The sequence below is a fragment of the Paenibacillus sp. FSL L8-0663 genome (assembly GCF_038008125.1).
Classification (GTDB): Bacteria; Bacillota; Bacilli; order Paenibacillales; family Paenibacillaceae; genus Paenibacillus; species Paenibacillus polymyxa_D.
On the sequence record NZ_JBBOYM010000001.1, the window covers coordinates 1,937,212 to 1,961,897 of the forward strand.

Genomic DNA, 24,686 nt, shown 5'->3' on the forward strand with positions numbered 1-24,686 from the left:
AATGAAGTGTTCAAATGTAGATCACACAATGAACAGAACACAGAACAAACCGTAGATAAACACGCTTTAATATTCGGCCTTATCTCTGTATTTCTTTGCGGAATAGGCTTCAGTATCATAATACCTGTCGTCCCATTCTTAGTGCAGCCTTATACAAGCAGTCCGGGAGAACAAGCTATAGTTGTTACGCTGCTGACCTCTGTTTATGCATTCTGCGTGTTTTTTGCGGCTCCCGTACTTGGAGCTTTGAGCGACAAATATGGCCGTCGTCCATTGCTCTTAGTATGCCTTTTGGGTTCCGCAATTGGGTACTTGGTTTTTGGCATAGGAGGAGCTCTATGGGTACTATTTGCTGGGCGCATCATAGAAGGGTTAACAGGCGGGAGCATAAGCACGATCTTCGCCTATTTTGCAGACATCATTCCTCCAGAAGAGAGAACCAAATACTTTGGATGGGTGAGTGCGGTTGTAGGTGTAGGCACTGTCATTGGGCCAACTCTAGGCGGATTACTTGCCAAGTTTGGTTATTCTGTACCCATGTATTTTGGAGCAATCATAACTTTATTGAACGTTGTTTATGGATTCTTTTTTATGCCTGAGAGCCTTGACAAGAAACATAGACTGAAAGAGATTACCTTTGTAAGACTGAATCCATTTACACAGCTTGCAAATCTGCTTTCCATGAAAAACTTAAATAGGTTACTTGTCTCTGCGTTCTTACTTTGGATACCCAACGGATCTTTACAGGCCGTTTTTTCACAATTTACAATGGATACTTTCAGTTGGAAGCCTGCACTAATCGGACTTATGTTTTCAATTATGGGTTTCCAAGACATCATTTCACAAGGTTTCATCATGCCCAAGCTTTTGATAAAACTTAATGATAAACAGATAGCCATTCTTGGAATGGTTTCGGAGATTATAGGTTACAGTCTTATTGCGCTATCTACTTTGTTCTCATTCTATCCTCTTTTTATCGCTGGAATGTTTATATTTGGTTTTGGTGATTCGATCTTTGGGCCTTCATTCAACGGGATGCTCTCCAAGTCTGTCGATTCTAGTGAACAAGGAAGGATTCAAGGAGGTAGTCAATCTATTCAGGCTTTAGCAAGAATGATTGGGCCTATTATTGGAGGTCAAATCTATGTATCACTGGGTCATGCCGCACCCGCTTTTATGGGTATGATCCTTATAGCAGCGGCAATACCAGTTTTATATAAGCGAACGCATGTAAATGAGGATTTTGCAAAATCCTGAAATATGTAAACTATCTACTTTATTTAGGCAATAGGGTTTCAGAACTCAGGGACAAGTTCTGAAACCCTATTTGTTTACAGTTTTACGTAATTGTACTTATACGCCAAAATTAAAATCATCATCTGTCAGCGGCTCTACATTCATCGCCCGCACATAGCCGTTTCCTTTTTTAGAAAAGAAATCATGCTGCTTAGTGTGGGTGCTGATGCCGTTGAATACAATGGGATTAACTTCTTCTTCTTCAAACAGTGGATCAAAGCCCAAGTTCATCATGGCCTTATTGGCGTTGTAGCGCAAAAAGACTTTCACATCGTCTACGAGTCCAATAGGGGTGTAAATTTGCTCGGTGTATTGTTCCTCGTTGTTATGCAAGTAGCGCAGCAAGCCTACCAGCGTCTGGTAAAGATCACGTTGTTCTTCCTCGTCCAATTCTGCATAAATCTCCTGTGCCAATACACCTACGTACACACCGTGAATACTTTCGTCCCGTAAGATCAAATCGATAATTTCGCCACTGCATGTCAGCTTGCCCTGGCCCGCCAGATAAAGAGGGTAGAAGAAGCCGCTATAAAATAAATAGCTTTCTAACAGCACCGACGCTGCCATCGCGAGATACAGGTCTTTCGGTGTGTGGATATTCATATAATACTGACGAATGGTTTCTGCCTTGGTTTGGAGATGTGGATTTTCTTCTACCCAGCGGAATACACCGTCAATTTCTTCCGTGGAAGCTAGCGTTGTAAAGATGCTACTATACGACTTGGCATGAATTTGTTCCATCATCGCCATAAAGCTTAGTACGGCTTTGCGTTGTAGTCCGTCCACATGCTCCATAATTTGCGGCATACCCACGCCGCCTTGAATGGTATCCAGTAGCGTTAGTCCGCCTAGCACCTTCATGTAGGCTTCTTTTTCGATATCACTGAGGGTTACCCAGGACATTTTATCGTCAGACAACGGGATTTCGTCATCCGTCCAAAATTGCATAATGTTCTGGTTCCAGAACATCAGTGTGAAATCATCGTCCGAGCGATTCCAGTTTACAGCTTGTATACCTGTCATTGTTAGCATTCTCCCTTCAGCTTGCGAGATTCCCTGGAAACACACATTGAAATAGTGCAGGCGAATCATCGTATGCTTGACATACGGAAGCTGTATCCGCGAGGGTCTTGTCCAGTCCCGTAAAGGTCTAAACCACACGCTGGATACAGCTTCTAATGCAAAGCATCCATATCTATTTAAAATCTAATTTTTATACTACAGCTTGTTACCATTTATGCTTTAGATGGAGCAGGTGAGACACTCTTCCACAGACAGCTTTTTAGTGCGTGTGTAGTATAACGATTTAAGTCCTTTGTGTGCGGCGTACAGATAGCAACGTGCTAACTGACGCGTAGTCACGTCACTGTTCACATGAAGCACGGTCGAAATTCCTTGGTCCACATGCGGCTGGATTTCTGCAATCAGATCCAGCACTTTGAATTGGTCCATTTGATAAGCAGATTTATAGAAGAACACGTTATCCTTTTGCAAATAAGGCATTGGATAGTAGGTCGTCGAATTGGCATAGGTACGGGTTTCAATCTGCTCAACAATCGGCATAACACTGGATGTTGCATTTTGAATGTACGAAATGCTGGCAGTCGGCGCAATTGCCATACGATAGGCGTGGTACAGGCCATTTTTCATCACATCTGCTTTTAATTTGTCCCAGTCCGCTGTAGTCGGAACATAGATGCCCTTGAATAACTCTTGCACACGTGCAGTTGTTGGACGATAATCTGTGTTCAGGTATCGGTCAAAATATACGCCTGTCGCATAATCCGATTCCTCAAATCCATAAAAGCTTTGTCCAGCCGCTTTCGCGATTTCCATACTCTTTTCGATGGAATGATAGTTCATCGTCATGAAGAAGGTACGGACAAAGTCTTTTGCTTCATTGCTTTCATACGCAATTTTGTTCTTGGCAAAGTAGCCGTGCAGATTCATGACACCCAAACCGACGGAATGCATTTCACGGTTCGCTTTCGCGACACCTGGTGCATTAGCTACTTGGGTCATATCGCTGACCGAAGTAAGAGCAATCATACCCTCGTGAACGGATTCGCGGATTTTGCCATGCTCCATCACATTTACAATGTTCAGAGAAGCCAGATTACAGCTCACGTCCCGGCGGATAGTATCCTGTTGTCCGTAATCTGTAATTTCGGAAGTTTCCTGCAACTGGAAGATTTCCGTGCATAAGTTCGACATCTTGACTTGACCCACGTTTTTAAGAGCATGTGCCTGGTTCGCGTTACTTTTGTTCATGATATATGGATAACCAGACTCCAACTGAATCATGGCAATTTTCGTCAGCATGTCACGTGCGCTCATCGCTATTTTTTTCTTCACCCGATCGTCGGCGAGCAGCGTGTCGTACATTTCATCCAAATCCATGTCGTCCAGATGTGTTCCATAGGCTTTGAACACACTGTAAGGAGCAAATACATGCAGCGGTTCGTTATCTTGAGCTAGCTTGTAAAAGCGATTTGGCACCAGTAATCCAATCGAAAGTGTCTTGAGACGTACTCTTTCGTCAGCATTGATTTTTTTGCTATCCAGGAACTCCAGCACGTCCCATCCGAAAATGTTGTAATAGGCTGCCCCAGAGCCTTTGCGTTGCCCCATTTGATCTGCGTAGGAGAAGCCGTCTTCCATCAGCTTCAGCACAGGCATAATGCCTTTTGCTGCGCCTTCTACGCCTTTAATCGCTTCGCCGCGTGCCCGCAGCTTCGACAGGTTAACGGCAACACCGCCCCCGATTTTGGACAACTGCATGCAGGTGTTCAGCACATAGTTGATCGAGTTCAGGGAGTCGTCCATTTCGAGCAGGAAGCAGGATACCAATTCCCCACGGCGGCTTTTGCCTGCATTCAGGAACGTTGGTGTCGCTGGCTGGAGACGTTGCTCCATCATCGAGCGAGACAACAGGCGTGCCGTATCGGCGTTACCGCGTCCTAAATGCAGCGCGACAGCAGCAACCCGGTCAGGGTAATGTTCCAGATAGACTTTACGGTCGTTACTCTTCATTGCATAGTCGGTATAAAACTTGGATGCTGCCATATAGGAAGGAAATTTAAAATTATAGCTATGAGTGATATGGAAAATATCATTAATTTCGTCAGCCGTGTAGCTGTTATAGAAATTTTCGTAATAATCATTCTCAATCATATACAGCACTTGAGCGGCTGTGTCAGCAAACTTCAAACTCCGTTCCTGAACTTCCTTCATAAACTCTGCTACAGCCTCTTGGTCTTTTTCCAATTGGAAAAAGCCGTCTGTATCGCGTTTCATCAACATGTTGTTCAATTCAATATGCCGCAACTCGGCTCACCTCCTGTTTAAAACGCTCTACATCTCCGAACGTTCCAGATAATTCAAATTTACTAATCACGGGGACATTATAATGATCGGCAATCAAATCCGCACTTTTGGCAAATTTCTCACCCCAGTTACGGTTGCCGCTTGCAGCTACACCAACAAGGTTTTGAGCATTCTTTTTCAAAAAGGAAGATACCCTCTCAGGTATCTGCCCAAACCCAGTTGTATATGTAATAAGTACGTAAGGTTCTTCTATAGTCATTTGCTCCTCGATCTGAACCGCTGGAAGCTTGAGCTTGTTTATAAATCTTTTTACATTGCCGGTCTTGGAATCATATGCAATCAGCATGGTATGCAACCTCCTTAAACATTTAACGAAAAAAGAAAACGGCATTGCCTGGGATCTATTATAGATGGAATCCCTTGCTGGCTGCGCCATTTAAGATTTTTGACTCTATATTTACATGTATTTTCATACCTGTATCTTCAAGATATCGGGCATAAATACGTTTTTTACACTATATTTAGAGTACATTCTCTATTTTATATCTATATATAGTTTTGTCAATCGGTCTAGAGGGGATCAGAGGACCCAGATCGGGTAGAAGTCCAAGCGGGGTGCGGAAAAGAGCGAAAGAACTTTTTTTTCGTAAGTATGTTAAAAAAGTATTGGAGTTTTTGAGGGTGAAGATGTACGATTTGTCAATGGGCAATAGAATGGAAAATTTACATTTTACTGTAGAAAGGATGAAGTGAATGGGAAGTGATTCTATGGAAGTTCAATCGTTTAATACGATCTTTTTTATCGTATTTGGACTCATTGCTTTTGTAATGATTATGGGAATTGTCAAAACGATCGGAGCGGGCCTGTCCAATCAAGCAGCCGAACGGGTACAACGTTCATGTAAGGTTGTGGATAAACGGACGAGAGTGCGTGGGGGATCAGGCGATTTTTCAGCTTCGACCTATTATTATATCACCTTTGAGTTTGACGGGGGTGAGCGTAAGGAGCTGGAGGTGAAGGATAGGGACTTTGGTATGATTGTGATCGGGGATCGTGGGGAGCTTCATTATAAAGGTACACGTTTTCTGGAGTTTGTGAGAGTAATGGAAGCATAAAGGTGCTTAAACAAATACATAATCGGAGGGAAGATTACGATGCCGCATATCATTGGAAAACGAGTTGTATTGAGAGAATACCGTCAAGAGGATATACCAGATATCCGAAAATGGGTCAATGACCCGGAAATCACACGTGGTTTAAGCGACGTGTTTATCTATCCGCATTCACAGGTGAATAGTGAATCTTTTGTACAGATGATGATTGACGGCAACCCCGAGATCAAAGGTTTTGTCATTGCGCATAAAGACACCCTGGATTATATCGGACAATTGGACTTATTTAAAATCAACTGGGTGAATCGGCATGCCACCCTTGGAATTGTGATCGGGCGTGACGGTGATCTGGGCAAAGGTTATGGACGGGAAGCGATCCGGCTGTTACAAAAATTTGCATTTCATACGCTGAACCTACATCGACTGGAGCTGGAGGTCTATGCGTTCAATGAACGTGCACACCGTTGCTATTTGGCCAGCGGCTTCAAGGAGGAAGGGCGGCTGCGGGAAAAGCTATTCAGGGAAGGGCGATACTATGACATTATTCAGATGGGGATTTTGCGAAGTGAATATGAGGCTGCACAGCAATCGACGGAATCCTGAGAGTGCAACCTCATAAGCTATATTACTCCGTCAGCTTTCTTCAATTTTTTATGAGTGAAATCACGGGGACTACGCTCATCCTTTTTTTATTAGCTAAAGGACTTTCTTTGCAGAGTGCGAACTTCTTACTGGTTGTATTCTTTATAAGTATTTTTCTGTTTGAGATACCTACTGGGGCTATTGCAGACAAGTATGGAAGAAAAATCTCTGTTATTTTGGGACTTTGTTGTTTTCTAGCCTATAGTGTATTGTTCGTTTCGACAGATCATATCGGGGTGCTTGTGTTTGCACAAGTCTTTGGAGGTCTGGCTATATGTTTACAATCAGGTTCGTTGGAATCATGGGTTGTGGAAAATAGTGATAAGCCCATGGAAGTTCTTTTTACAACCTCTAACAGTATACAGTACATTTCGGGATTTATTTGTGGTCTGTTGGGGGCCTTCCTCGCAACTTTTAACTATTCACTTCCATGGGCGGCTAGTATTTTATCTATTATTGTATGCATTTTTCTATGTTTCTTTTATATGGATGAGGAGAATGTTGCACATCGAAAGACGTCTACTACTCGTATTAAAACGATTATCAGAGAAAGTGTCCGTATCGGTTTTGAAAATAAGTTTATCTGGATTGTGTTTATGATTGGCTTATTTATCAGCTTTTCGAACTCGGCGGGGAATACATTCCAACAGCCACGTCTGGTTGGCCTTTCTGAACAAGGGATTTGGATTATGGGGTTTATCAAGGCAGGGTATTCACTATGTATGACTTTGGGAAGTTACCTGGTTCGAAAGCTAGGCGCACGATTCAGTGATGTACATATACTCATGTATGCCTGCGGCATGATTGGGATATGGCTCATTTTAGCCGGTGCATTCAACACATTTTATCCTGTACTGCTTACCTTTTTGATCTATGAAATTGGGCGCGGCATGTACCCGGTTGCGAAACAAATTTTTCTGAACAAAAGAATCTCTAATGAGTATCGTTCTACACTACTATCTCTGGATTCTGCGATTTCACAATTAGGCATGTGCATAGGTTTAATCGTGACAGGGACCATCAGTCGTAATTTTACGGATTTGTCTTCCGATCAAACACCTATTCAAATATCTTGGGTGATGTGTGGCGGGATTGCGTTGATTCCTATCATTTTATTGTTTTACGTCAATCGTGTATCAGGGAAAAGTAATTCTTGAAAAGAAAAAGAAACCAAACAGAATATGTAACAATAGTTAATGTAGAAGGGCTGAACAGCATGGTCTGTCAGCCCTGTAATATTTCATTAAAAAGGCAAACCCTATTTTTCGCCGTACCACAGTTTCAGCCGATTTTGAATTAGGCCAGTGTAGATTTCTTCAGCCTTTGGCACACCCGCCTGATCCAGCTCTTGGAGCATGCGGTCATACACAGCGTCGAACTGATCTGGCTTGGCGAGTACGGCCTCAGGAATGCGTTTGCGTACAATGTCCTGCGACTTTTGATAAATAACATTGTAATTCGTATTGGTCGGAACAGGCATGTTGTAGGCAGCCCCCCACTCTTTTACCGGAAAATCTTTTTCGTTCGGGAACAGGTCTTTCCACGTATGGGCTTTGTATGCCTGAAGGGACTCTTTTTCGGCTTGACTATAATTTTCGGTAATCATCTCCGGATAATTGGTTGTGTAATAGTTGCCAGAGGGGTCTTTCACGCTATCGCCATAATGTGGCCCCCATATCCAGTACAAACCGATACCTGACTCTCTGCTAAAAGAAGCGTTATCGGTGTTCTTACGTTGTTGCACATCCGCTGGAATGACTCGTTTGCCGTTCTCTTTGTTGTAATGCTGGCCTTCAATTCCCCAATTGCGTAAAATTTGTCCTTCGTCGGAGGCCAGAAAATCCAGAAACTTGATAGCCCGCACCGGATTTTCACATGAGGTTGTAATTCCGATCCCGGATGCGGTATCGAAGCCAATGGGCTGAAGGGAATGATCCTCGTATTTCTCATTTAAAGTGACTGGAAAATGGGCGTAAGTGAATTCATCCTTACCTGCTGCCTTGAGCGCATTTTCGGCATCTTGATAGTTCCATTCCTGATCAATGAGTCCGATGACACGGCCTGCGGCAATTTTGGACTTGTACTGATCACTTTTTTGCACAAAAGTATCCTTATCCAACAGTCCTTCATTGTACATATGGTTCAACCAACGGAAATATTCACGTTCTTCTGGGCGCTTGTAGTGAAGAATGGCTTTGTGTGTTTTAGGATCAATATAATATTCGCCATCGTCGGGTCCACCTGTAGCAGTAACAGCCGGGTTTGTCACTGTAATTTGAATTTTCCAGTCCTCGGCATCGAGTGATAGGGGGATGGTTCGCTGTCCATTGGTGGTTGGATATTTGGCGACATAATCTTTAAGTGCTTTTTCAAAATCTTGAACGGTGCGGATTTTAGGGTATCCGAGCTTCTTAAGTGCCTGGTGCTGGATTTCGAAGCCGGCTTGTGCATCAAACGCAATGTGATCCACACCCAGATTGGTCGGGATCGTGTAGATGGCTGGATCTTCACTACTATATTTAATACGATTAAAATAGTCTCCATACACTTTCTTAATGTTAGGGCCGTATTTGTCAATGAGGTCGGTTAAGTCAATGAGTGCCCCGGCATCGACTAACTTGCCAATGTCTGATTTAGGGTACACGAGATCTGGATACTCTCCGCTCGCTGCCATTAAAGCAAACTTTTCCTCGCCTCGACCATTGACAGCATGTTCGGCATTTAGCGTAACGCCCGTTTTCTTGATAATTTCCTGTCCGACAGCATCCTTCATGTTGTTCCAGTTAGAGCTGGAATCACCGCCAAAGAAAGTAAATGTAATGGGACTGGTGTCATTAGGATCTTCCTTTTCTGCCTTACCGTCTGTTCCATTCGCACAGCCCGTTGTAACGAGCAGCAGCAAAGACAGGAGTAGAATAGAGCTCTGTCGTACCGACCTGTTCATGAACATTTGCAAATCCCCCTTAATAAGTATGATTTACACAATGTAAGTGCTTTCAATAGTAAATTGTAGGAAATAAAGAACCTCACGTCAAGTCATTTATAATTGTTTGTTATGCAGTTTGTTTTTTTATTAAGCAAACATATTTTAATGAAAAGTGTGGATTTGTGTAAATCCATCGTTTGATGATCTAAAACAAAGTATGCTACGATGGTACCAGTTTATAGGCATACCTGTATATTTAGAAGACTAAGGTAGAAAAAGATTTCGAATAGGGTTGGGTGAGGAGATGCGTGGAAAAGTAACATTACAGGAAATTGCGGATGCGGCGGGTGTTTCAAAGTTTGCTGTTTCGCGTGCACTGTCAGGCAAACCCGGTGTAAGTGAAGAGACGAGGGCGCTGCTGGTTAAGCTTGCTGCCCAGATGGGCTATTTTCGCAGTCATCCCAAAATGACTGGGATAGAGCCTCGGGACACAGATGCCAGAGAATGGTCGGGTACGGTGCTGGTGTTATTTCCAAATATTCGGCACCAGAACAGGGAATCCAGGTACTGGGGACCTGTATTTGAAGGGATTTCCGAGCGTCTGAACCGTAAGGGGATGGATATGATCACGTTAACGGAGCCCTCGACTGAGGATATGTTTTCTCTACTGAACCCGGAGGCGATTAAAGGGATTATCACAGTAGGGACAATTTCAACTTCGTTGTTGCTGAACATTTATCGGATGGGTATTCCGGTCGTCATGGTAGATCATTGGGATTCTGCATTTTTAAGTGATACGGTGTTTACAGATAATCGCACATGCATGAGTGAATTAATGAAGGATTTGCTGTGTAGGGGCTATACCCGCTTTCAGTTTGTGGGTCATATTGATGACGCTCACAGTTTCTACGAACGCTGGGAAGCTTGTCGTTCTACACTGGAAATGAGCGGAGTAGAATTGCGACAAAATAAAGCCCTTCTTCACGGAGGAGCGCAGGCGCTTGCTGAGGAAATGGACAAGTTGTCTGAGGACAAACTGCCTGAGGTTTTTGTGTGTGCTAATGATGTGACTGCTGCGCAGGTCGTGGATGTGCTGAAAGAAAAGGGGATTGACGTTCCGAGGCGTTGCGGAGTGACCGGGTTTGACGATACGAATGAACAAATGCCAATTTATGCCACGGTGAGAGTGGATAAGGAATTGCTGGGAATGCGTGCAGTGGACCAATTGTTGTGGCGCATAACGAACCCGAACTCGCCTGTCGAGAAAAAGTTGCTACATGCTGAGCTATTCATACGGGAAGTTCATGCACCCCGGATCAGTCGGGAAAATGATGACCGTGAGCGTCCCATCAGCACAATCACATATAGTTAATGTCCAGATACGTGTGTGACACCATACATCGTGAAGACAAAGGAGGTCGCTTTTAGCCTGTTTGGGGCAGAGGGCGACTTTTATTTTGTATTTTGTCACTTGTTCCAAAAAAACAATTGACTACTTTGTTAGCTTAATGTTATTTTTGTTATGTTACTGACGAATCCAGATGTTCCCAATCATGCTTATAGGGAGGCTTGTGACGATGGTTAATGTGATAGGGTTGGATGGCTGGAGGTTTAGAGAAGCACAAAGTGATGAGTGGCTCAGCGCGAAAGTGCCGGGTTGTGTGCATACCGATCTTTTACGACATGGCAAAATTCCTGATCCGTTTATGGGTATGAACGAGATGGAGGTACAGTGGATTGATAAGCAGGATTGGATATATGAAGCCCATTTTGAGATAAATGCAGATCAGCTTCAATGTCAATGTGTAGAGTTGGTGTTGGAAGGTCTGGACACATACGCAGATGTAAAAGTGAATGATCAATCTGTCTTGTCAGCCAATAATATGTTTCGAGTATGGAGACAGGATGTGAAGGCATTGGTTCAGCAAGGGGAAAATCGGCTAGAAATCAGTTTTCGTTCTCCGATTGCTGAAGATGTACCCAAGCTGGAAAGCTTAGGTTATGGACTCCCTGCACCCAATGATCAGTCCGAAATAGGTGGTTTGTCCGATAAAAAGGTAAGCGTTTTCGCACGTAAAGCTCCTTACCACTATGGTTGGGATTGGGGACCGAGGCTGGTGACGAGCGGTATCTGGAGAGAGGTTCGGATCGAGGCTTGGTCCGGTCTGCTCGTGAAAGACTTGTTTATTCGACAGGACGAAGTGAGTTCGGCAGGGGCTAAACTCATGGCAGTGGTAGAGATCGAAAATGCAGATGAGATTAGAGATGCCGAGTTGCGTATTTCTGCTGACGGCAAAGTGTGGTCCAAGCCAGTTCGGCTGCTGAAGGGGAAGCAGACAGTGGAGCTGGAGCTGGAGATGAAGAAGCCCAAGCTGTGGTGGTGCCGTGGACTGGGGGAGCCGCATCTATATACGTTTGTGGCCGAATTAGTGGAACAAGAACAAGGAGCTGTAATCGCGGAAAAATCAGTAAAAACGGGACTGCGTTCCATCCGTCTTGTACGGGAACGGGATGCAGCAGGAGAGAGCTTTTATTTTGAGCTGAACGGAATTCCGGTGTTTGCAAAAGGGGCTAACCATATTCCGAATGACAGCTTTGTCACTGAAGTTACGATGGAACGATATCGGTATGAAATTGCCAGCGCAGCCGCCTCGAATATGAATATGTTGCGAGTGTGGGGTGGCGGTATATATGAACAAGACGTATTTTATGAGCTTTGTGATGAATACGGTTTGCTCGTGTGGCAAGATTTTATGTTCGCTTGCAGTATGTACCCAGGCGATGAAGATTTCATAGACAATGTGGCACAGGAAGCCGAGGACAATATCAAGCGGCTGCGTAATCATCCCTGTATTTCCTTATGGTGCGGCAACAATGAGATCGATTCTGCGTGGGCGCATTATGAAGAGAATGGAGGCTGGGGCTGGAAAAAGAACTACACACCTGAGCAACGGGAACGCCTGTGGGATGATTATGAAATGCTCTTTCATCGGATTCTACCGGAGGTGGTACGCACCTGGTCAGCGCAGACAGCATATTGGCCCTCCTCCCCGCTAATTGACCTGACGAGGGATCGGAACCAGCATGCCCATCGGTCTTCAACTGCAGGCGATGTTCATTATTGGGGTGTATGGCACGCGTCTGAGCCGTTTGAGAATTATCATGTACATGTGGGCCGTTTTATGAGTGAATATGGTTTTCAGTCTTTTCCTGAATACAAGTCCGTTCGTACTTATGCGGAAGAGAAGGATTTGGAACTGGAATCTGCGGTGATGCTGGCACATCAGAAGAACGGTGCGGGCAATCGTCTGATTAAAGAATATATGGAGCGGTACATGCGAGAACCAAAGGATTTTACGAGTTTTCTTCCCATGAGCCAAATTTTACAGGCAGAAGCAATGAAAGCAGCTATAGAGGCGCATCGTCGTCACAAGCCTTATTGCATGGGAACATTATACTGGCAAATGAATGATTGCTGGCCCGTTGCCTCCTGGTCGAGTATGGACTATTTTGGTCGTTGGAAAGCGCTCCAATATACGGCTAAGCGTAGCTTTGCCGATGTGTTGTTGAGTGCAACAGATACAGAACAGGGGAATAAGGCACTACATCTGGTCAACGATACACTAGAGCCGATATCAGGTACGTTGCGGCTGACGCTTTTGCATATCCGAAGCAGCCAGGCTGTTCGTGAAGAGAATGTTAAGGTAAAGCAACCAGCAGGTGGTGCAGGAATTGTACATATACTGCCTATCGACAAATGGCTGAGTGGCCTGAACCGTGCGGAGCATATGCTGGTCGCGCGTCTGACGCAGAATGGTGAACAGGTGACCTCCAGTGAAATTTATTTTGCAGACACGAAAGAGATGGATTTACCGCAGGCAAAAATTGAAGTGACAGAGATTCAGGGAAGCGATGCTAGCAGATTCATGCTGTGTTCAGATGTACTTGCCAGACACGTGTGGCTATCGGCAGAGCAGGAAGGTATTTTCAGCGACAACCATCTGGATCTAGCTCCCGGTATTCCAAAAACAGTGGAATTTTTGGCTTTGCACAACGGTTCATCGGCATTTGTGGCAGCTGCGCCGGGTACATTGGCAGTACATTCATTAGTCAATTGGATACAAGGTTAGACAACAGTAAAAGCTTATCCGTCTTTAAGTAGATGATGGATAGGCTTTTTTTATAATATAAATTTATTTTTGTGATATGTGGAGCGATTTCATAATGTTCATATACATAACAAAAGAAGGCTTGGGAGCTGAGTGATAACAGATCATTTGTAAGAAATTTATCTATTCAGCATCTAACTGTTGGAATATAAAAAAACATATGGGCGGCCGAGAACTTGTAGAGGAAATCCGTCAGTTGGGCTTTAGCAGGGTGGAGCTGAATTATAACATTACCCGGGAAATGCTAACGACGATTGAGCCTATGATTGAGCGGGGGAAAATCGGCATATCGAGGGTGTACAATACATTTCCTCATACACCAGATCCGAATTAGCACGAATTCCGTTCTGCTCGGGTTTGACGATGAGACCAAGCGACAACGTGCGATAGAACTGCTGGTGCAATCTGTGGAATATGCGCATCGGTACGGAGCAAAAGCGGGAATTGTGCATCCCGGACGACGGATGGCGAATGGACAGAGCGCAGCAACGGAATTTATAATGCCGTTAGCGATATTATGCTAATTCATGCTGCCCGAATATTAAAACTACCGGAGCTACGCCTTTACCTGTGAGTGAAGTCTAAAACACAGTATGCATCTATTTTTCGGGGATGAGGCAATTCCCAAAGAATAGATGTTTTTTTATGTTCATTTATGCAGAGGTGGAGCGCTTCCATTGAGCTTGAAGCCATTGTGGTGTACACTGTCCAGAACAGGTGTAAATTGGAACGTCAGGAAGGCAGGACGGTTACAAGGAGGGAAAGACACGTATGTATGCCCGTTTAAGATCGTTAAATTATCCAGTAAAACTTTATGTTTTTTTAACACTGGCCTTATGCTCCGTAATCAGTACATTGTGGATCATTAACGTGCGACTGCCCTCAGGGGGCCGCCCTTATCTTTTTATTTGGTGGAATATGATGCTGGCCTGGATTCCTATGCTGTTGACGCTGCTGCTTGATGTAATGTATAGCTCGTGGAGGCGAGGAACGAGGACTTTTTTACTCTGGGTCACGGGGGCGGCATGGCTTTTCTTTTATCCCAATACACCCTATTTGATCACAGATTTGCTGCATGTATTCGCCAGATATCCGTTTCTCGGGGAGCAACGTTTCTGGGGAAATCCGTACTTTTGGAATCATGTATTGGGGATGCTGCTGGTAGCCATACTTGGCCTGACAATGGGATTTGTATCACTCGAATCCGTACGACAGTTGGTACAACGTGCACGTGGTGGGCTTGTTAGTTGGCTGTTTATGATGGCGGTACTCTTGTTGAGCAGCCTGGGTATTTATATTGGCCGTTTCTTTCGAGGGAACACATGGGATATTGTTTCTGCGCCTTCTCAACTGTATGCACAGGTATCTTCCATATGGGCAGACTCCTTGCAACGTACTCATTTTGTGGAGTTTAGCGGGATGGTATTCGTTATTTTGCTCGTCAGCTATGTATCCACGATGTGCGTAGTCTGGATGGGGAACAGCCGCCGGGACGAATGGCGTCGTTGGTGATTTTGTTGTAACTGAGTGGCTGAATATCATTATAAATATAAAAACAAAGGAGGAATAGCTACAATGAACGGACAGAATCGATCCGACATCCGCACTGGTCTTCAGGTAGATATTGTACTTAAAAAGGATCAGCCTACCGGTAAGTTGACGCGAGGAACGGTGAAAGATATTTTGACCAATTCCCCACGTCATCCGCATGGAATCAAAGTGCGTTTGGCAGACGGACAGGTTGGGCGTGTCAAACATATCGTAACGAACGAAGGCTAGAGCTTTGGGCTGAGGAGGAATGACGATGAACCAGGCAACGGCATGGTCTAAAAATGATCGCTACCCGCTTGTTTTACTTGTATTGCTGGCGCTTGCCCTCATTTGGTCTTTGATTCGCCCGGCGGATTATTTTACATGGGTACTGGAAGTTCTCCCAGCAGTTTTGGGAGCTGTACTGCTGGCGGCTCTGTACCGAAGATTTCGGTTTACCAATCTGGTATATACCCTAATCTGGCTGCACGCATTGATCCTGATTGTGGGCGGACATTATACCTATGCCGAAATGCCACTGTTCAACTGGATTCGGGACACGTTCGGACTGGAGCGCAATTATTATGATCGACTTGGGCACTTTGTACAAGGTTTTGTACCCGCACTCATTGTCAGGGAAGTGCTGTTGCGTAAAACGGCCTTGGGAAGCGGGAGCTGGCTCACTTTCCTCACGGTTAGTGTGTGTCTTGCGATCAGCGCTGTATACGAGTTGATTGAGTTTGCTGTAGCCAAGGCAACGGGAACAGCAGCAGAAGCTTTTCTGGGCACACAGGGGGATGTATGGGACACCCAATGGGATATGCTTCTTGCGTTCATCGGCGCTTTGACCGCAGTGATTTTGTTGAGTGGGGTACATAACAAGCTGCTGAAACAATTAAGGTATTAGCAAAGGCTTTTCTTCTTTTATCTGCAATTGTAGTTAGACGGGGAAATAGTTAAGCTGATGAAGGGTGGTTACAGAATGCGTGAAGGAGCATTTTCTAACCACCCTTTAGCATCTGTAGCTATGAAGTCCTCAGAGTTACATTCGCCTCATGGGATGGCTGTCAAGATGGAGGGTCGCTGAGTCCATGTAGCTGTCCAGTAGCCGTTCAAAAATACGGTCCCATGTCTGCTCCAGACTGTAGGCTCTACCAGTTCTGGATATAGCATCGCGAAGTGAGGCGTCCTCATACAACAGGTGTACAGCTTTGGCAAAGGCAGAGGCGTCCCCAGCAGGACACAATAGCCCCGTTTTTCCATGGATTAGATTATCTTTTACCCCGCCTTCATTGGCACCGACCACAGGTGTACCGCTCGCCATAGCCTCCAGTACTACGTTGCCGAAGGTTTCCGTGGTGGAAGGGAAGAGAAATACGTCGGCTGCGGCGTAGAGTTCAGCTAATTCCGGCCCTTTCACAAAACCAAGCCAGTGGAGTGCATGCTCCGGCACCCCTATATCCGCTGCAGTTTTGACCTTATATAATGGACCATCTCCTGCAATGACCAGCACAGAGGCTGCGCGGACGTCGTCAGGTAACTGGAGGTAGGAATCCAGTAACGTGTCTATCCCCTTTTCTGGTGCAAGCCTGCCCACATACAAAATAACAAATGCATCTGCATGAACGTCCCATTTCTTCCATACTGCATGACGGTCCACCTTTGGTTGAAATCGGTCGGTATCAATGCCTCTGCTCCAGATTTCGAGCTGCCCCATTCCTTTATTGCGCAACAATTCCATGGTTGATTGAGAGGGGACATATACCCTTTCGCAATGTCTATGAAACCAGAGCATGTATTTCCATAACGCAGGTTCAAGCCAGCGAAGCTTGTAATATTCAAGGTATTTATCAAAGTGGGTGTGATATGAGGCAACGAGTGGAATATGGTGTTTGGCTGCGTAGCTTGTTCCATACAGGCCAAGGTTAAACGGAGTAGCGACATGAATCAAATGCGGGGAAAAGGCTGACAGACGCTCGTTGATCTGTTTGGCGTTGGGGATCGCAAGTCTGCATTCCCGGTACAACAAAAAGGGAATACTTCGAAATCGCTCTACACCCGGCCCAGAGGGCAGATGATGGTCTGCCTCCGGTGCGAAGACGAGCGTAGATACTCCATGTGTCTCCAGATAGCCAATCCATCGTTCCAGGGTCAGAGCAGCGCCATTCACGTCAGGCGTATACGTGTCCGTAAATAATGCAACTCGAAGCATGCCTTCATTCCTCCTCCGCCATTCTCATTTATCCTATGACGTTCCAAGGGAGTCCGCTTGGAGGCTCCGGCTTTTATTGTGTCATGATTTTGTTTACGGGCCTGCCGGGTTTTGTAAAAGCTGGTTCGCGGACGGACGCTTTTCTCGAAACATCCTGTAATAGACGAGGGAGGACAAAATATAGAAAACACCTGTCATGCTAAATGTGATGGCATAGCCCCAGTAGTTGCCATAAGTTGTAACCAGATAGGCTTGTACAGGTCCCATACCTGCGGTGCCTAGCATCCAGGTCGTCTGGAGAATGGAGTTGGCAATGCCACGATTTTTATCTGACACACGTTCGACGAGAATGGCGGTTTGCAGCGGATTAGCTGCATTCATGAGCGCTTGCCTGAATAGAAAGCTGATCGAAGCGATCCATAGCACGTTCGTAAAGCCTGTAATGAGAAGGAACGGTAGCGAAAGCAGTTGGAAGCCAACTACAGCTCTGACCAGACCAATTCGGCTGCCGAGGGTAGGTCCGATCAACATGGAGAGGATGGTCATGAGCTGGCCGAGTGCAATCAGTAAACTCATTGCGCTGAGCGATACGGAGAAGCGGTTCGTAAAATACAAATTAAGATACGGGATGACCAGACCTGAACCCAGTCCAAGAAAAAACTGGGCCAGAACAAATTGTCCGATAACCCGGCGATCAGAAGAAGCAGTAGGTGTCTCCGAGGCAGGGATATCGGATGTACTGTACGGCGTCTGTACTTGTTCTGTTTGAGGTGAAGATTCGGCAGGAACGGGTGCTTCTAAGTTAGCCGTAGTTTTTGTGATGAACAATAGAGGAATAAAAGCAGTCAATGTTGCCATTCCTCCAAGGAACAGAGCAACCCGCAGACTGGATAGCGGTGTGATTCCCCACGTCTGCAGCCCATCTGCGAGTGCGCCACCCCCGAAGCTGCCCAGGACTTGGGCTGCCAGTACAAGAGCTGAGTAATAGCTGAATATTTTTAAACGTTGGGCTTTGCTTATGCTTTCTGCTAAAAAAGGCACGGCCAGCACCTGAATAAAGGCAGCGAATACACCTGAGATTACGGCAAATACCAACATGCTTCCGCTGGTATCTGTAAAGGTACGGGCGAGAAAGGCCAGGCCGCTGAATAATGCACCGATGACCAGCATATTTTTGCGGCTTATCCGATCCCCCAAAAATCCGACCGGAATGAACAGCAACGCCGTCGCCAGCGCCTGCATGCTGACCACTTGGCCGTTCATATCATCGTCAAAGCCAAGCTTTTGGATATACAGATTGTACAGCACAGAAAACATTCCTGTACCCATCTGGTACAGCAGATTGGCCATAAAAAACAATCGGATATTGCGTGGCCACTTTCGGGGCTCTTCTAACATTTTGCTAATCCATGACACGATGAGTTCCTCCTGTGACGTTGTTGCAAATAAGTTAATTCTGTTGATATGTATTCTATCAGGAACTGTACATTTCATAAATATTCCTGATCTTCGCTTGTTTTGGGTAATAATAAAGCATGGACTTTACATTGAATTTTCATTATAGTAATTCGGTATGAATAAATTTGAAAGGTAAGCAGGAGGGATGGCTTTGGCTTTTGGAGCACGGGTGTTGAAAACGGGAATTGCAGTGACGCTCGCCCTTTTTCTGAGCACGCTTTTGAACACCCATTCGCCTGTGGGGGCAGCGATAGCCGCTATTTTTGCCATGCAACCGTCGATATATAGGTCGTGGCGTTATTTCTTGGATCAACTCCAAACAAGCACACTAGGTGCAATCATGGCATTGCTGGGCGGAATGGTATTTTCGAATGAGCCGATTGCAGTCGGACTCGTATGTGTATTGGTACTTATGATATGTCTGAAAATAAATATGGCTGATACGGTTGGATTGACACTCGTGACCGTTGTTTCTGTAATGGAAGCCTCAGGGGACTGGAAATTTGCGGTGACTCGATTTGCGCTCACTTTGATTGGAATTGTGTCTGCTTTTGTCATCAATGTTAGCGTTTTTCCCCCGAAACCGAAAAGGCAGTTTATTAATCAGATTCAAAATGTCTTTAACAGCATGTCCTTGCTGCTGCGTACTGCTATTTCCGATGAGATTAAGGAGTCTGTCTTTAAAGAGGAAAAAGGAAATCTAGAGGGAGCCATTAAATCGCTGTCGGACAAATATCATTTGTTCGAGGAAGAGCAGAAGAAGCTCAAGCGCTCCAAGTTTAGTCAAACGAGACAAATGGTAGTATACAAACAAATGCTCGGAAGTTTACACAAAGGATATGAGGTACTGGATGCGGTGGAAAGGCACTACTTCCAGTCTTTACGGCCAAAGGGAACGGATGCTTTTTTTGACAGTCACCTGGAGTTGCTGATTCGTTTTCACGAGCACGCTCTACTGAAATTCGAAAATAAGCTAAAACCGAATGAGGACGAAAGTGAATTGTTCCAGCAGGCGAACGGCGAATTTATGAAGCATGCGATTACACGTTTTGACCATTGTCAGGAAGGAATGCTGCGGCTTTCTATTGTGGCTGCGGCCATGTACGACTATGGTCATCAGCTGGAGAGGTTGAGCAGATTGGCCGATCATATTCATCCTGTGGAAGAGAGCAGATAGGCGAATTTCCTAAAAGAAAAGCGACCGCATTCATCAATCAGATGAACGGTCGCTTTTTTATGTAATGAATTCAAGTATGTCAGAACAGGTTAATAGAAGGTTGCCAGAACGCACAAAAAAAGCCCGCTGGTTGCGAACAGGGACTGAACTTGCTACAATAGAGAATGCTCTGTTTTATGGTAAAACCATATGCATAAATTGTGAGTTACACTTCTTTTTACATTATAGCATGCTTCAAAGGATTAGTCAATTTTCCCGGAGCAGGGGGATGCCGCGGGTATGTCCGGGTCCATAATAGAGCATAGTTTGTACGCAAAGGAGCCCTGCGTGGAGCAGGAGGAAACGGAACAGGAGCGATGCCAGTGACTACTGAACAGCAATGGAATGAAGAACAACGAAGAGTAGAAGATGTGACCGCAGTAATTAGCGGGCGTATTCGGAAGCTAGAGACAGAGGTTGGTTCTGTGCGCGGAGATGTCGTCGATATGCGTAAAGACTTCTGGGATGAGGTAACGATCAATTTCAGTGAGGCGGATGATGTGGGCGAGACGTCCACCAGTTTGCGTCAGCAGTCTGAGATTTTGTCTGAGCGGGAACGAAGACACAAGCATTCCACTGAGGCGTTAGGTCGTTTGAAAAAGTTGCTTGATTCACCGTATTTTGCACGCATTGATTTTGCTGAGGAAGGGCAGACTGCGGAACGTGTTTATCTGGGGATTGCCTCCCTGCTTGATAATCAAGATGAGGAATTTCTGATCTATGACTGGCGCGCGCCTATTTCCAATCTTTATTACGATAACATGCCGGGTCCCGCTTCTTATAAAACTCCGGCAGGGGAGATGGATGGAGAGCTCACGCTTAAGCGTCAATTCTCGATCCGTGATGGACAAATTCGTTTTATGTTCGATACAGGGGTGACGATTGGAGACGAACTTCTTCAAGCCGTATTGAGCCGCAGCTCGGATGCCCAAATGAAAAGTATTGTCGCTACCATCCAAAGGGAGCAGAATCGCATTATCCGTGATGACCGAAGCCGTATGCTTATTGTTCAGGGAGCGGCAGGAAGTGGCAAAACCTCTGCTGCGCTTCAGAGAGTAGCGTATTTGCTGTATAAGTACCGGGATCGCTTACGAGCGGATCAGGTCGTGTTATTTTCGCCTAATCCGATGTTTAACAGTTATGTATCGACAGTATTGCCTGAATTAGGTGAGGAAAATATGCTTCAGGCCACGTTTCAGGAATATTTGGAGCGGCGTTTGGGCCGGGAGTTTCAGTTAGAAGATCCATTTGAACAGCTGGAATATGTGCTTTCAGCGTCGTTACTGCCTGGGTATGAAGCCAGGATGGAAGGTATCCGTTTTAAATCGTCTAAGACGTTCCTACATGTGATTACAGGCTACAAGGCGTATTTGGAGCAGGAGGGCATGCGTTTTAAACCCATCCGCTTTCAGGGACGTGAGGTGGTTTCAGTAGAGCAGATGGCACGCAAGTTTTATGAATTCGACTCTACGGTGCGACTGGCGAATCGATTGGAACTGCTGCGGGATTGGATGCTTAAAGAGCTGGCCCGCTTTGGTAAGGAGGAATGCTCCGCTCCATGGGTGGATCAACAGATGGATCTGATGGAGCCGGAGGATTATCAGCGTGCCTATAACCGTATGCGCCGTAAATCCAAGAATAAGGGCGATACTTTCGACGATTTTGCACGTGAAAGAGAAATATTGGCGCGTATGGTGGTCAGTGACCGCTTAAAGCCTCTGCGCAAATGGATTAAGGCGCTTCGCTTCGTAGATACGACCCGGCTCTACAGCGAGCTGTTTATGAATGAGGCATTGTTGAGCCAACTGGCGAATCATGCAGAGCTGCCCGTCAGCTGGAGTGAAATTAGTCGGCAAACCCTGCAACGAATTCAGGCTGGGGAGTTAGCGTATGAGGATGTGACGCCCTTTTTATATTTGCGTGAGCTGATGCTGGGCTTTCGTTCCAATAGCAACATTCGTCACGTGTTTATTGATGAGGCACAGGACTATTCCCCATTCCAACTGGCGTTCTTCAAGCGTTTATTTCCACAGGCTAAAATGACGGCACTGGGTGATTTTAATCAGGCCATCTATGCCCATGCCTCGGTGCTTCAGGATGCAGAGCCATTGTATGACTTGTATGGGGCAGATCAGACCGAGATGATTTCCCTGACACGCAGCTATCGCTCGACACAGGAGATTGTGGAATTTACCCGGGGGATGGTCGCTGGGGGAGAGCACATTGTACCGTTTAACCGTAAGGGTGAGAAGCCTCTGGTAACCGAGGTGCGTTCACGTGAAAAGTTGCATCAACGGATAGCTGGGAATGTCACTGAATTGTTGGCAGAAGGCTATGAGTCCATCGCGGTGATTTGTAAAAATGCTGACGAAAGCGCGGCAGCCTACGAAGCGCTGGAAGGACAGCTGTCAGTGAAGCCAAAATTAATTAAGAAAACAACCCCCGCTTTTGAAAAGGGGATTCATATCATTCCAGCCTACCTGGCAAAAGGCGTGGAATTCGATGCGGTCCTGATTTATGACGGATCAGCGAAACAATACCAGCGTGAGAGTGAGCGTAAGTTGTTCTACACCGCCTGTACGCGAGCGATGCATTTGCTGCATATTTATAGCATAGGGGAGATTACACCATTCGTGAGTTTACGGGATTCGGATACGTATACCCGCAATGTGGAAGAAAGTGATCGTGTTCTGTAGAGAGGATATTGGCAATCAGCTGGGGACAAATGCCACAGGAACCTTTGCGATGTTTGAATAGATATAGAGTTGGCTGGCATTATGGAGCGTATTCCAGTAACATAAGCAAATAAGCAAAACAGGTAAGAAGCATAAACGGAGGTTACAAACGTAATGGACATGAAGAGTGTATTTCAACGCCCGCCACTGGCGGAGTGTGTACCCGAGTTAGTAGCTACAGCTAGAGGGGAGCGCAAGGCATCACTGGTGATCCGCGGAGGAACACTGGTCAATGTGGTATCGGGCGAGTTGCTGCCGGGCATGTCTATTGCTGTGCAAGGTTCTCGTATCGCTTACGTCGGTAGGGACGTCAGTCATACGATTGGAGAAGACACCATAATCATTGAAGCGGAAGGCCGCTATATGGCACCGGGGTTACTGGACGGACATTGTCATATCGAAAGCACGCAGCTTACGGTAACTGAGTTTGCTAAGGCTGTACTGCCGCTGGGAGTGACGGGTGGTTTTTTTGACCCGCATGAAATTTCTAATGTACTGGGTCTAAAAGGGCTTCGTCTGATGTTGGACGAAGCCCGCACGACACCGCTGGCAGCTTACATGCAGGTGGCTTCTTGCGTGCCGTCCACAGGTCCGGAGCTGGAAACGACGGGGGCCTCCTTCGGCCCGGCAGAAGTCGCAGAAGCGTTAAGCTGGGGCCCGGATATGATCGGGCTGGGCGAAGTCATGAATTTCCCTGGTGTCGTCTATGGAGACGATGTGATGATCGGGGAAATTCAGGCCACGCTGCGCGCGGGCAAGGTGGCGGATGGCCATTTTACATGGGCCTCCGATGATTGGCGACTGCCGGTCTATGCAGCCGCGGGAATTTCGGGCGACCACGAGTGTGTCACGCCCGAGGATGTAGCCGAGCGTATCCGGCTCGGCATGTATGCCAAGATGCGGCAAGGTTCCGCATGGCATGATGTGGCCGAGACGATCCGCGCCAGCACGGAAATGGGTCTCGACACGCGCCGCATGATGCTGGTAACGGATGACCGCAGCGCAGAATCCTTGCTCCATGAAGGGCAGATGGACTTCGTTGTGCGTCATGCCATTGCACAGGGCGTCAAGCCCGTAACCGCGTTTCAGATGGCTACGCTGAATACGGCAGAGCGCTTCGGCGTGGCACGGGACATCGGCTCGATCATTCCGGGTGCGATTGCCGACATTATTTTGCTTGATGGCCGATTGGCCGAAGTGAATGTGACGGCTACCATCGCAGCGGGCCAGCTGGTGGCCGAGCACGGTCAAATGGTCGCCGATTGGGACGGATTCGTTTATCCTGCGGAAGTAATGGACACGGTCCATCTGGGACGAGAGCTGAGTGCAGCAGATTTCCGCATTGCGGCTCCAGTACAGGAGGGGAACGTACCCGTACGGGTGATTCGTGTTACGGAAAATCATGTGGACACGAAGGAAGTGCGGATGACCGTTCCGGTGCGTGATGGTGAAGTTGCATCAGATCCTGCGCAGGATTTGTGCAAAATCGCCGTTTTCGAGCGCCATCATGCCAGTGGCAGTCACGCGGTCGCACTTGTGACAGGTGTCGGCTTCACCGAGCCGGCTGCGATTGCCATGACCGTCGCGCATGATAGTCACAACCTGCTCGTCATTGGTAATGATGACGAGCTCATGACCCAGGCGGCGAAGCAGGCTGTTGGTCTGCGTGGTGGCGTGGTGGTTGTATCCGCCTCGGGTGAGACACGCTTCCCGCTGCCTATTGCCGGGCTGATGTCCCCAGCTCCGTTTGCAGAGGTGGCAGCGCAGTCCGAAAGTATCAGCCGCGCGCTTCAGCAAGCCGGCTGCATGCTGAACAACGCGCTGATGACACTGTCACTGCTCGCACTGGTCGTTATCCCTGAAATCCGTCTGTCGGATCAGGGGCTTGTCGTCATCGGAGCGGATGGCATCCGCAAGGTATCTCTTTTCGTGGAAGAGGATGCTGCGGAAGTCTGATAGAACACGTCGCTGGGGGTTGTCCTGCAGGTCTGTCCAGACCTAAGGGATAACCCCTGTTTTTCATATACGAAGCCATAAAAGTTATCTTCGATTCCTTTATAAA

At 46.4% G+C, this 24,686-nt stretch carries 18 protein-coding genes and 1 pseudogene; 13 read left to right on the top strand and 6 right to left on the bottom strand.

Annotated features, from left to right (window positions below):
* The first annotated feature begins 6 nt into the window (after positions 1-6).
* The gene (locus MKY75_RS08895; protein WP_340885040.1) at positions 7-1,257 is read left to right on the top strand and encodes an MFS transporter; all 1,251 of its coding nucleotides are present in this window, start codon (positions 7-9) and stop codon (positions 1,255-1,257) included.
* Between the two features lie 96 nt (positions 1,258-1,353).
* Here MKY75_RS08895 and nrdF read toward each other — a convergent pair whose 3' ends face one another.
* The 3 genes from nrdF to nrdI all read right to left on the bottom strand — a co-directional run bounded on the left by nrdF (position 1,354) and on the right by nrdI (position 4,969).
* Complete coding sequence (gene nrdF / locus MKY75_RS08900; RefSeq protein WP_029516760.1) at positions 1,354-2,319, bottom strand: class 1b ribonucleoside-diphosphate reductase subunit beta; 966 nt, start codon at positions 2,317-2,319, stop codon at positions 1,354-1,356.
* A 219-nt stretch (positions 2,320-2,538) separates the two neighbouring features.
* Positions 2,539-4,623, bottom strand: coding sequence for a class 1b ribonucleoside-diphosphate reductase subunit alpha (gene nrdE, locus MKY75_RS08905; RefSeq protein WP_029516761.1), 2,085 nt, complete (start codon positions 4,621-4,623; stop codon positions 2,539-2,541).
* The gene (gene nrdI, locus MKY75_RS08910) at positions 4,610-4,969 is read right to left on the bottom strand and encodes a class Ib ribonucleoside-diphosphate reductase assembly flavoprotein NrdI (RefSeq protein ID WP_016819181.1); all 360 of its coding nucleotides are present in this window, start codon (positions 4,967-4,969) and stop codon (positions 4,610-4,612) included. Before nrdI ends, nrdE begins: the two co-directional genes overlap by 14 nt.
* Before the next feature lie 422 nt (positions 4,970-5,391).
* On the opposite strand from nrdI, the gene MKY75_RS08915 reads away from it, so the two are divergent.
* The 3 genes from MKY75_RS08915 to MKY75_RS08925 are packed head-to-tail and all read left to right on the top strand — an operon-like array spanning position 5,392 to position 7,535.
* Positions 5,392-5,739, top strand: coding sequence for a DUF2500 domain-containing protein (locus MKY75_RS08915; RefSeq protein WP_412178735.1), 348 nt, complete (start codon positions 5,392-5,394; stop codon positions 5,737-5,739).
* Positions 5,740-5,778: 39 nt separating this feature from the next.
* A complete protein-coding gene (locus MKY75_RS08920; RefSeq protein ID WP_029516763.1) occupies positions 5,779-6,339 on the top strand; it encodes a GNAT family N-acetyltransferase in 561 nt (186 codons plus the stop codon).
* A gap of 2 nt (positions 6,340-6,341) precedes the next feature.
* Complete coding sequence (locus MKY75_RS08925) at positions 6,342-7,535, top strand: MFS transporter (protein WP_340885042.1); 1,194 nt, start codon at positions 6,342-6,344, stop codon at positions 7,533-7,535.
* Between the two features lie 101 nt (positions 7,536-7,636).
* Here the strand turns inward: MKY75_RS08925 and MKY75_RS08930 are convergent, their stop codons facing one another.
* The gene (locus tag MKY75_RS08930; RefSeq protein WP_039270082.1) at positions 7,637-9,328 is read right to left on the bottom strand and encodes an ABC transporter substrate-binding protein; all 1,692 of its coding nucleotides are present in this window, start codon (positions 9,326-9,328) and stop codon (positions 7,637-7,639) included.
* 280 nt (positions 9,329-9,608) lie between these two features.
* On the opposite strand from MKY75_RS08930, the gene MKY75_RS08935 reads away from it, so the two are divergent.
* From MKY75_RS08935 to MKY75_RS08960, 6 genes and pseudogenes are all read left to right on the top strand, one after another.
* Entirely contained in the window at positions 9,609-10,676 is a 1,068-nt protein-coding gene (locus MKY75_RS08935) for a LacI family DNA-binding transcriptional regulator (protein ID WP_039270191.1), read from the top strand.
* A gap of 205 nt (positions 10,677-10,881) precedes the next feature.
* Entirely contained in the window at positions 10,882-13,434 is a 2,553-nt protein-coding gene (locus MKY75_RS08940; RefSeq protein ID WP_340885043.1) for a beta-mannosidase, read from the top strand.
* Between the two features lie 199 nt (positions 13,435-13,633).
* Positions 13,634-13,931 (top strand): annotated as a pseudogene (locus MKY75_RS08945) (sugar phosphate isomerase/epimerase); the annotation flags it as partial.
* Between the two features lie 313 nt (positions 13,932-14,244).
* Positions 14,245-14,985 carry a DUF1361 domain-containing protein gene (locus MKY75_RS08950; protein WP_209947985.1) on the top strand — a complete coding sequence of 247 codons (741 nt, stop codon included), beginning with the start codon at positions 14,245-14,247 and terminating at the stop codon, positions 14,983-14,985.
* 63 nt (positions 14,986-15,048) lie between these two features.
* A complete protein-coding gene (locus MKY75_RS08955; RefSeq protein WP_165147716.1) occupies positions 15,049-15,252 on the top strand; it encodes a YwbE family protein in 204 nt (67 codons plus the stop codon).
* A gap of 25 nt (positions 15,253-15,277) precedes the next feature.
* Positions 15,278-15,910, top strand: coding sequence for a DUF2238 domain-containing protein (locus MKY75_RS08960; RefSeq protein WP_025721732.1), 633 nt, complete (start codon positions 15,278-15,280; stop codon positions 15,908-15,910).
* A 135-nt stretch (positions 15,911-16,045) separates the two neighbouring features.
* On the opposite strand, the gene MKY75_RS08965 is transcribed toward MKY75_RS08960, so the two are convergent.
* Positions 16,046-17,215: a glycosyltransferase family 4 protein gene (locus tag MKY75_RS08965; RefSeq protein ID WP_165147713.1), complete on the bottom strand. Its 1,170-nt coding sequence runs from the start codon at positions 17,213-17,215 to the stop codon at positions 16,046-16,048.
* Positions 17,216-17,308: 93 nt separating this feature from the next.
* On the bottom strand, positions 17,309-18,631 hold the full coding sequence (locus MKY75_RS08970) for an MFS transporter (RefSeq protein ID WP_165147710.1): 1,323 nt from the start codon (positions 18,629-18,631) through the stop codon (positions 17,309-17,311).
* 187 nt (positions 18,632-18,818) lie between these two features.
* Here MKY75_RS08970 and MKY75_RS08975 point away from each other — a divergent pair, with 187 nt between their 5' ends.
* The 3 genes from MKY75_RS08975 to MKY75_RS08985 all read left to right on the top strand — a co-directional run bounded on the left by MKY75_RS08975 (position 18,819) and on the right by MKY75_RS08985 (position 24,580).
* Positions 18,819-19,850, top strand: a complete 1,032-nt coding sequence (locus MKY75_RS08975; RefSeq protein WP_175405266.1) for an FUSC family protein — start codon at positions 18,819-18,821, stop codon at positions 19,848-19,850.
* A gap of 356 nt (positions 19,851-20,206) precedes the next feature.
* Positions 20,207-22,585, top strand: coding sequence for an RNA polymerase recycling motor HelD (gene helD, locus MKY75_RS08980; RefSeq protein WP_340885046.1), 2,379 nt, complete (start codon positions 20,207-20,209; stop codon positions 22,583-22,585).
* A 153-nt stretch (positions 22,586-22,738) separates the two neighbouring features.
* Positions 22,739-24,580, top strand: a complete 1,842-nt coding sequence (locus MKY75_RS08985) for an adenine deaminase (RefSeq protein ID WP_165147704.1) — start codon at positions 22,739-22,741, stop codon at positions 24,578-24,580.
* Positions 24,581-24,686: the final 106 nt, after the last annotated feature.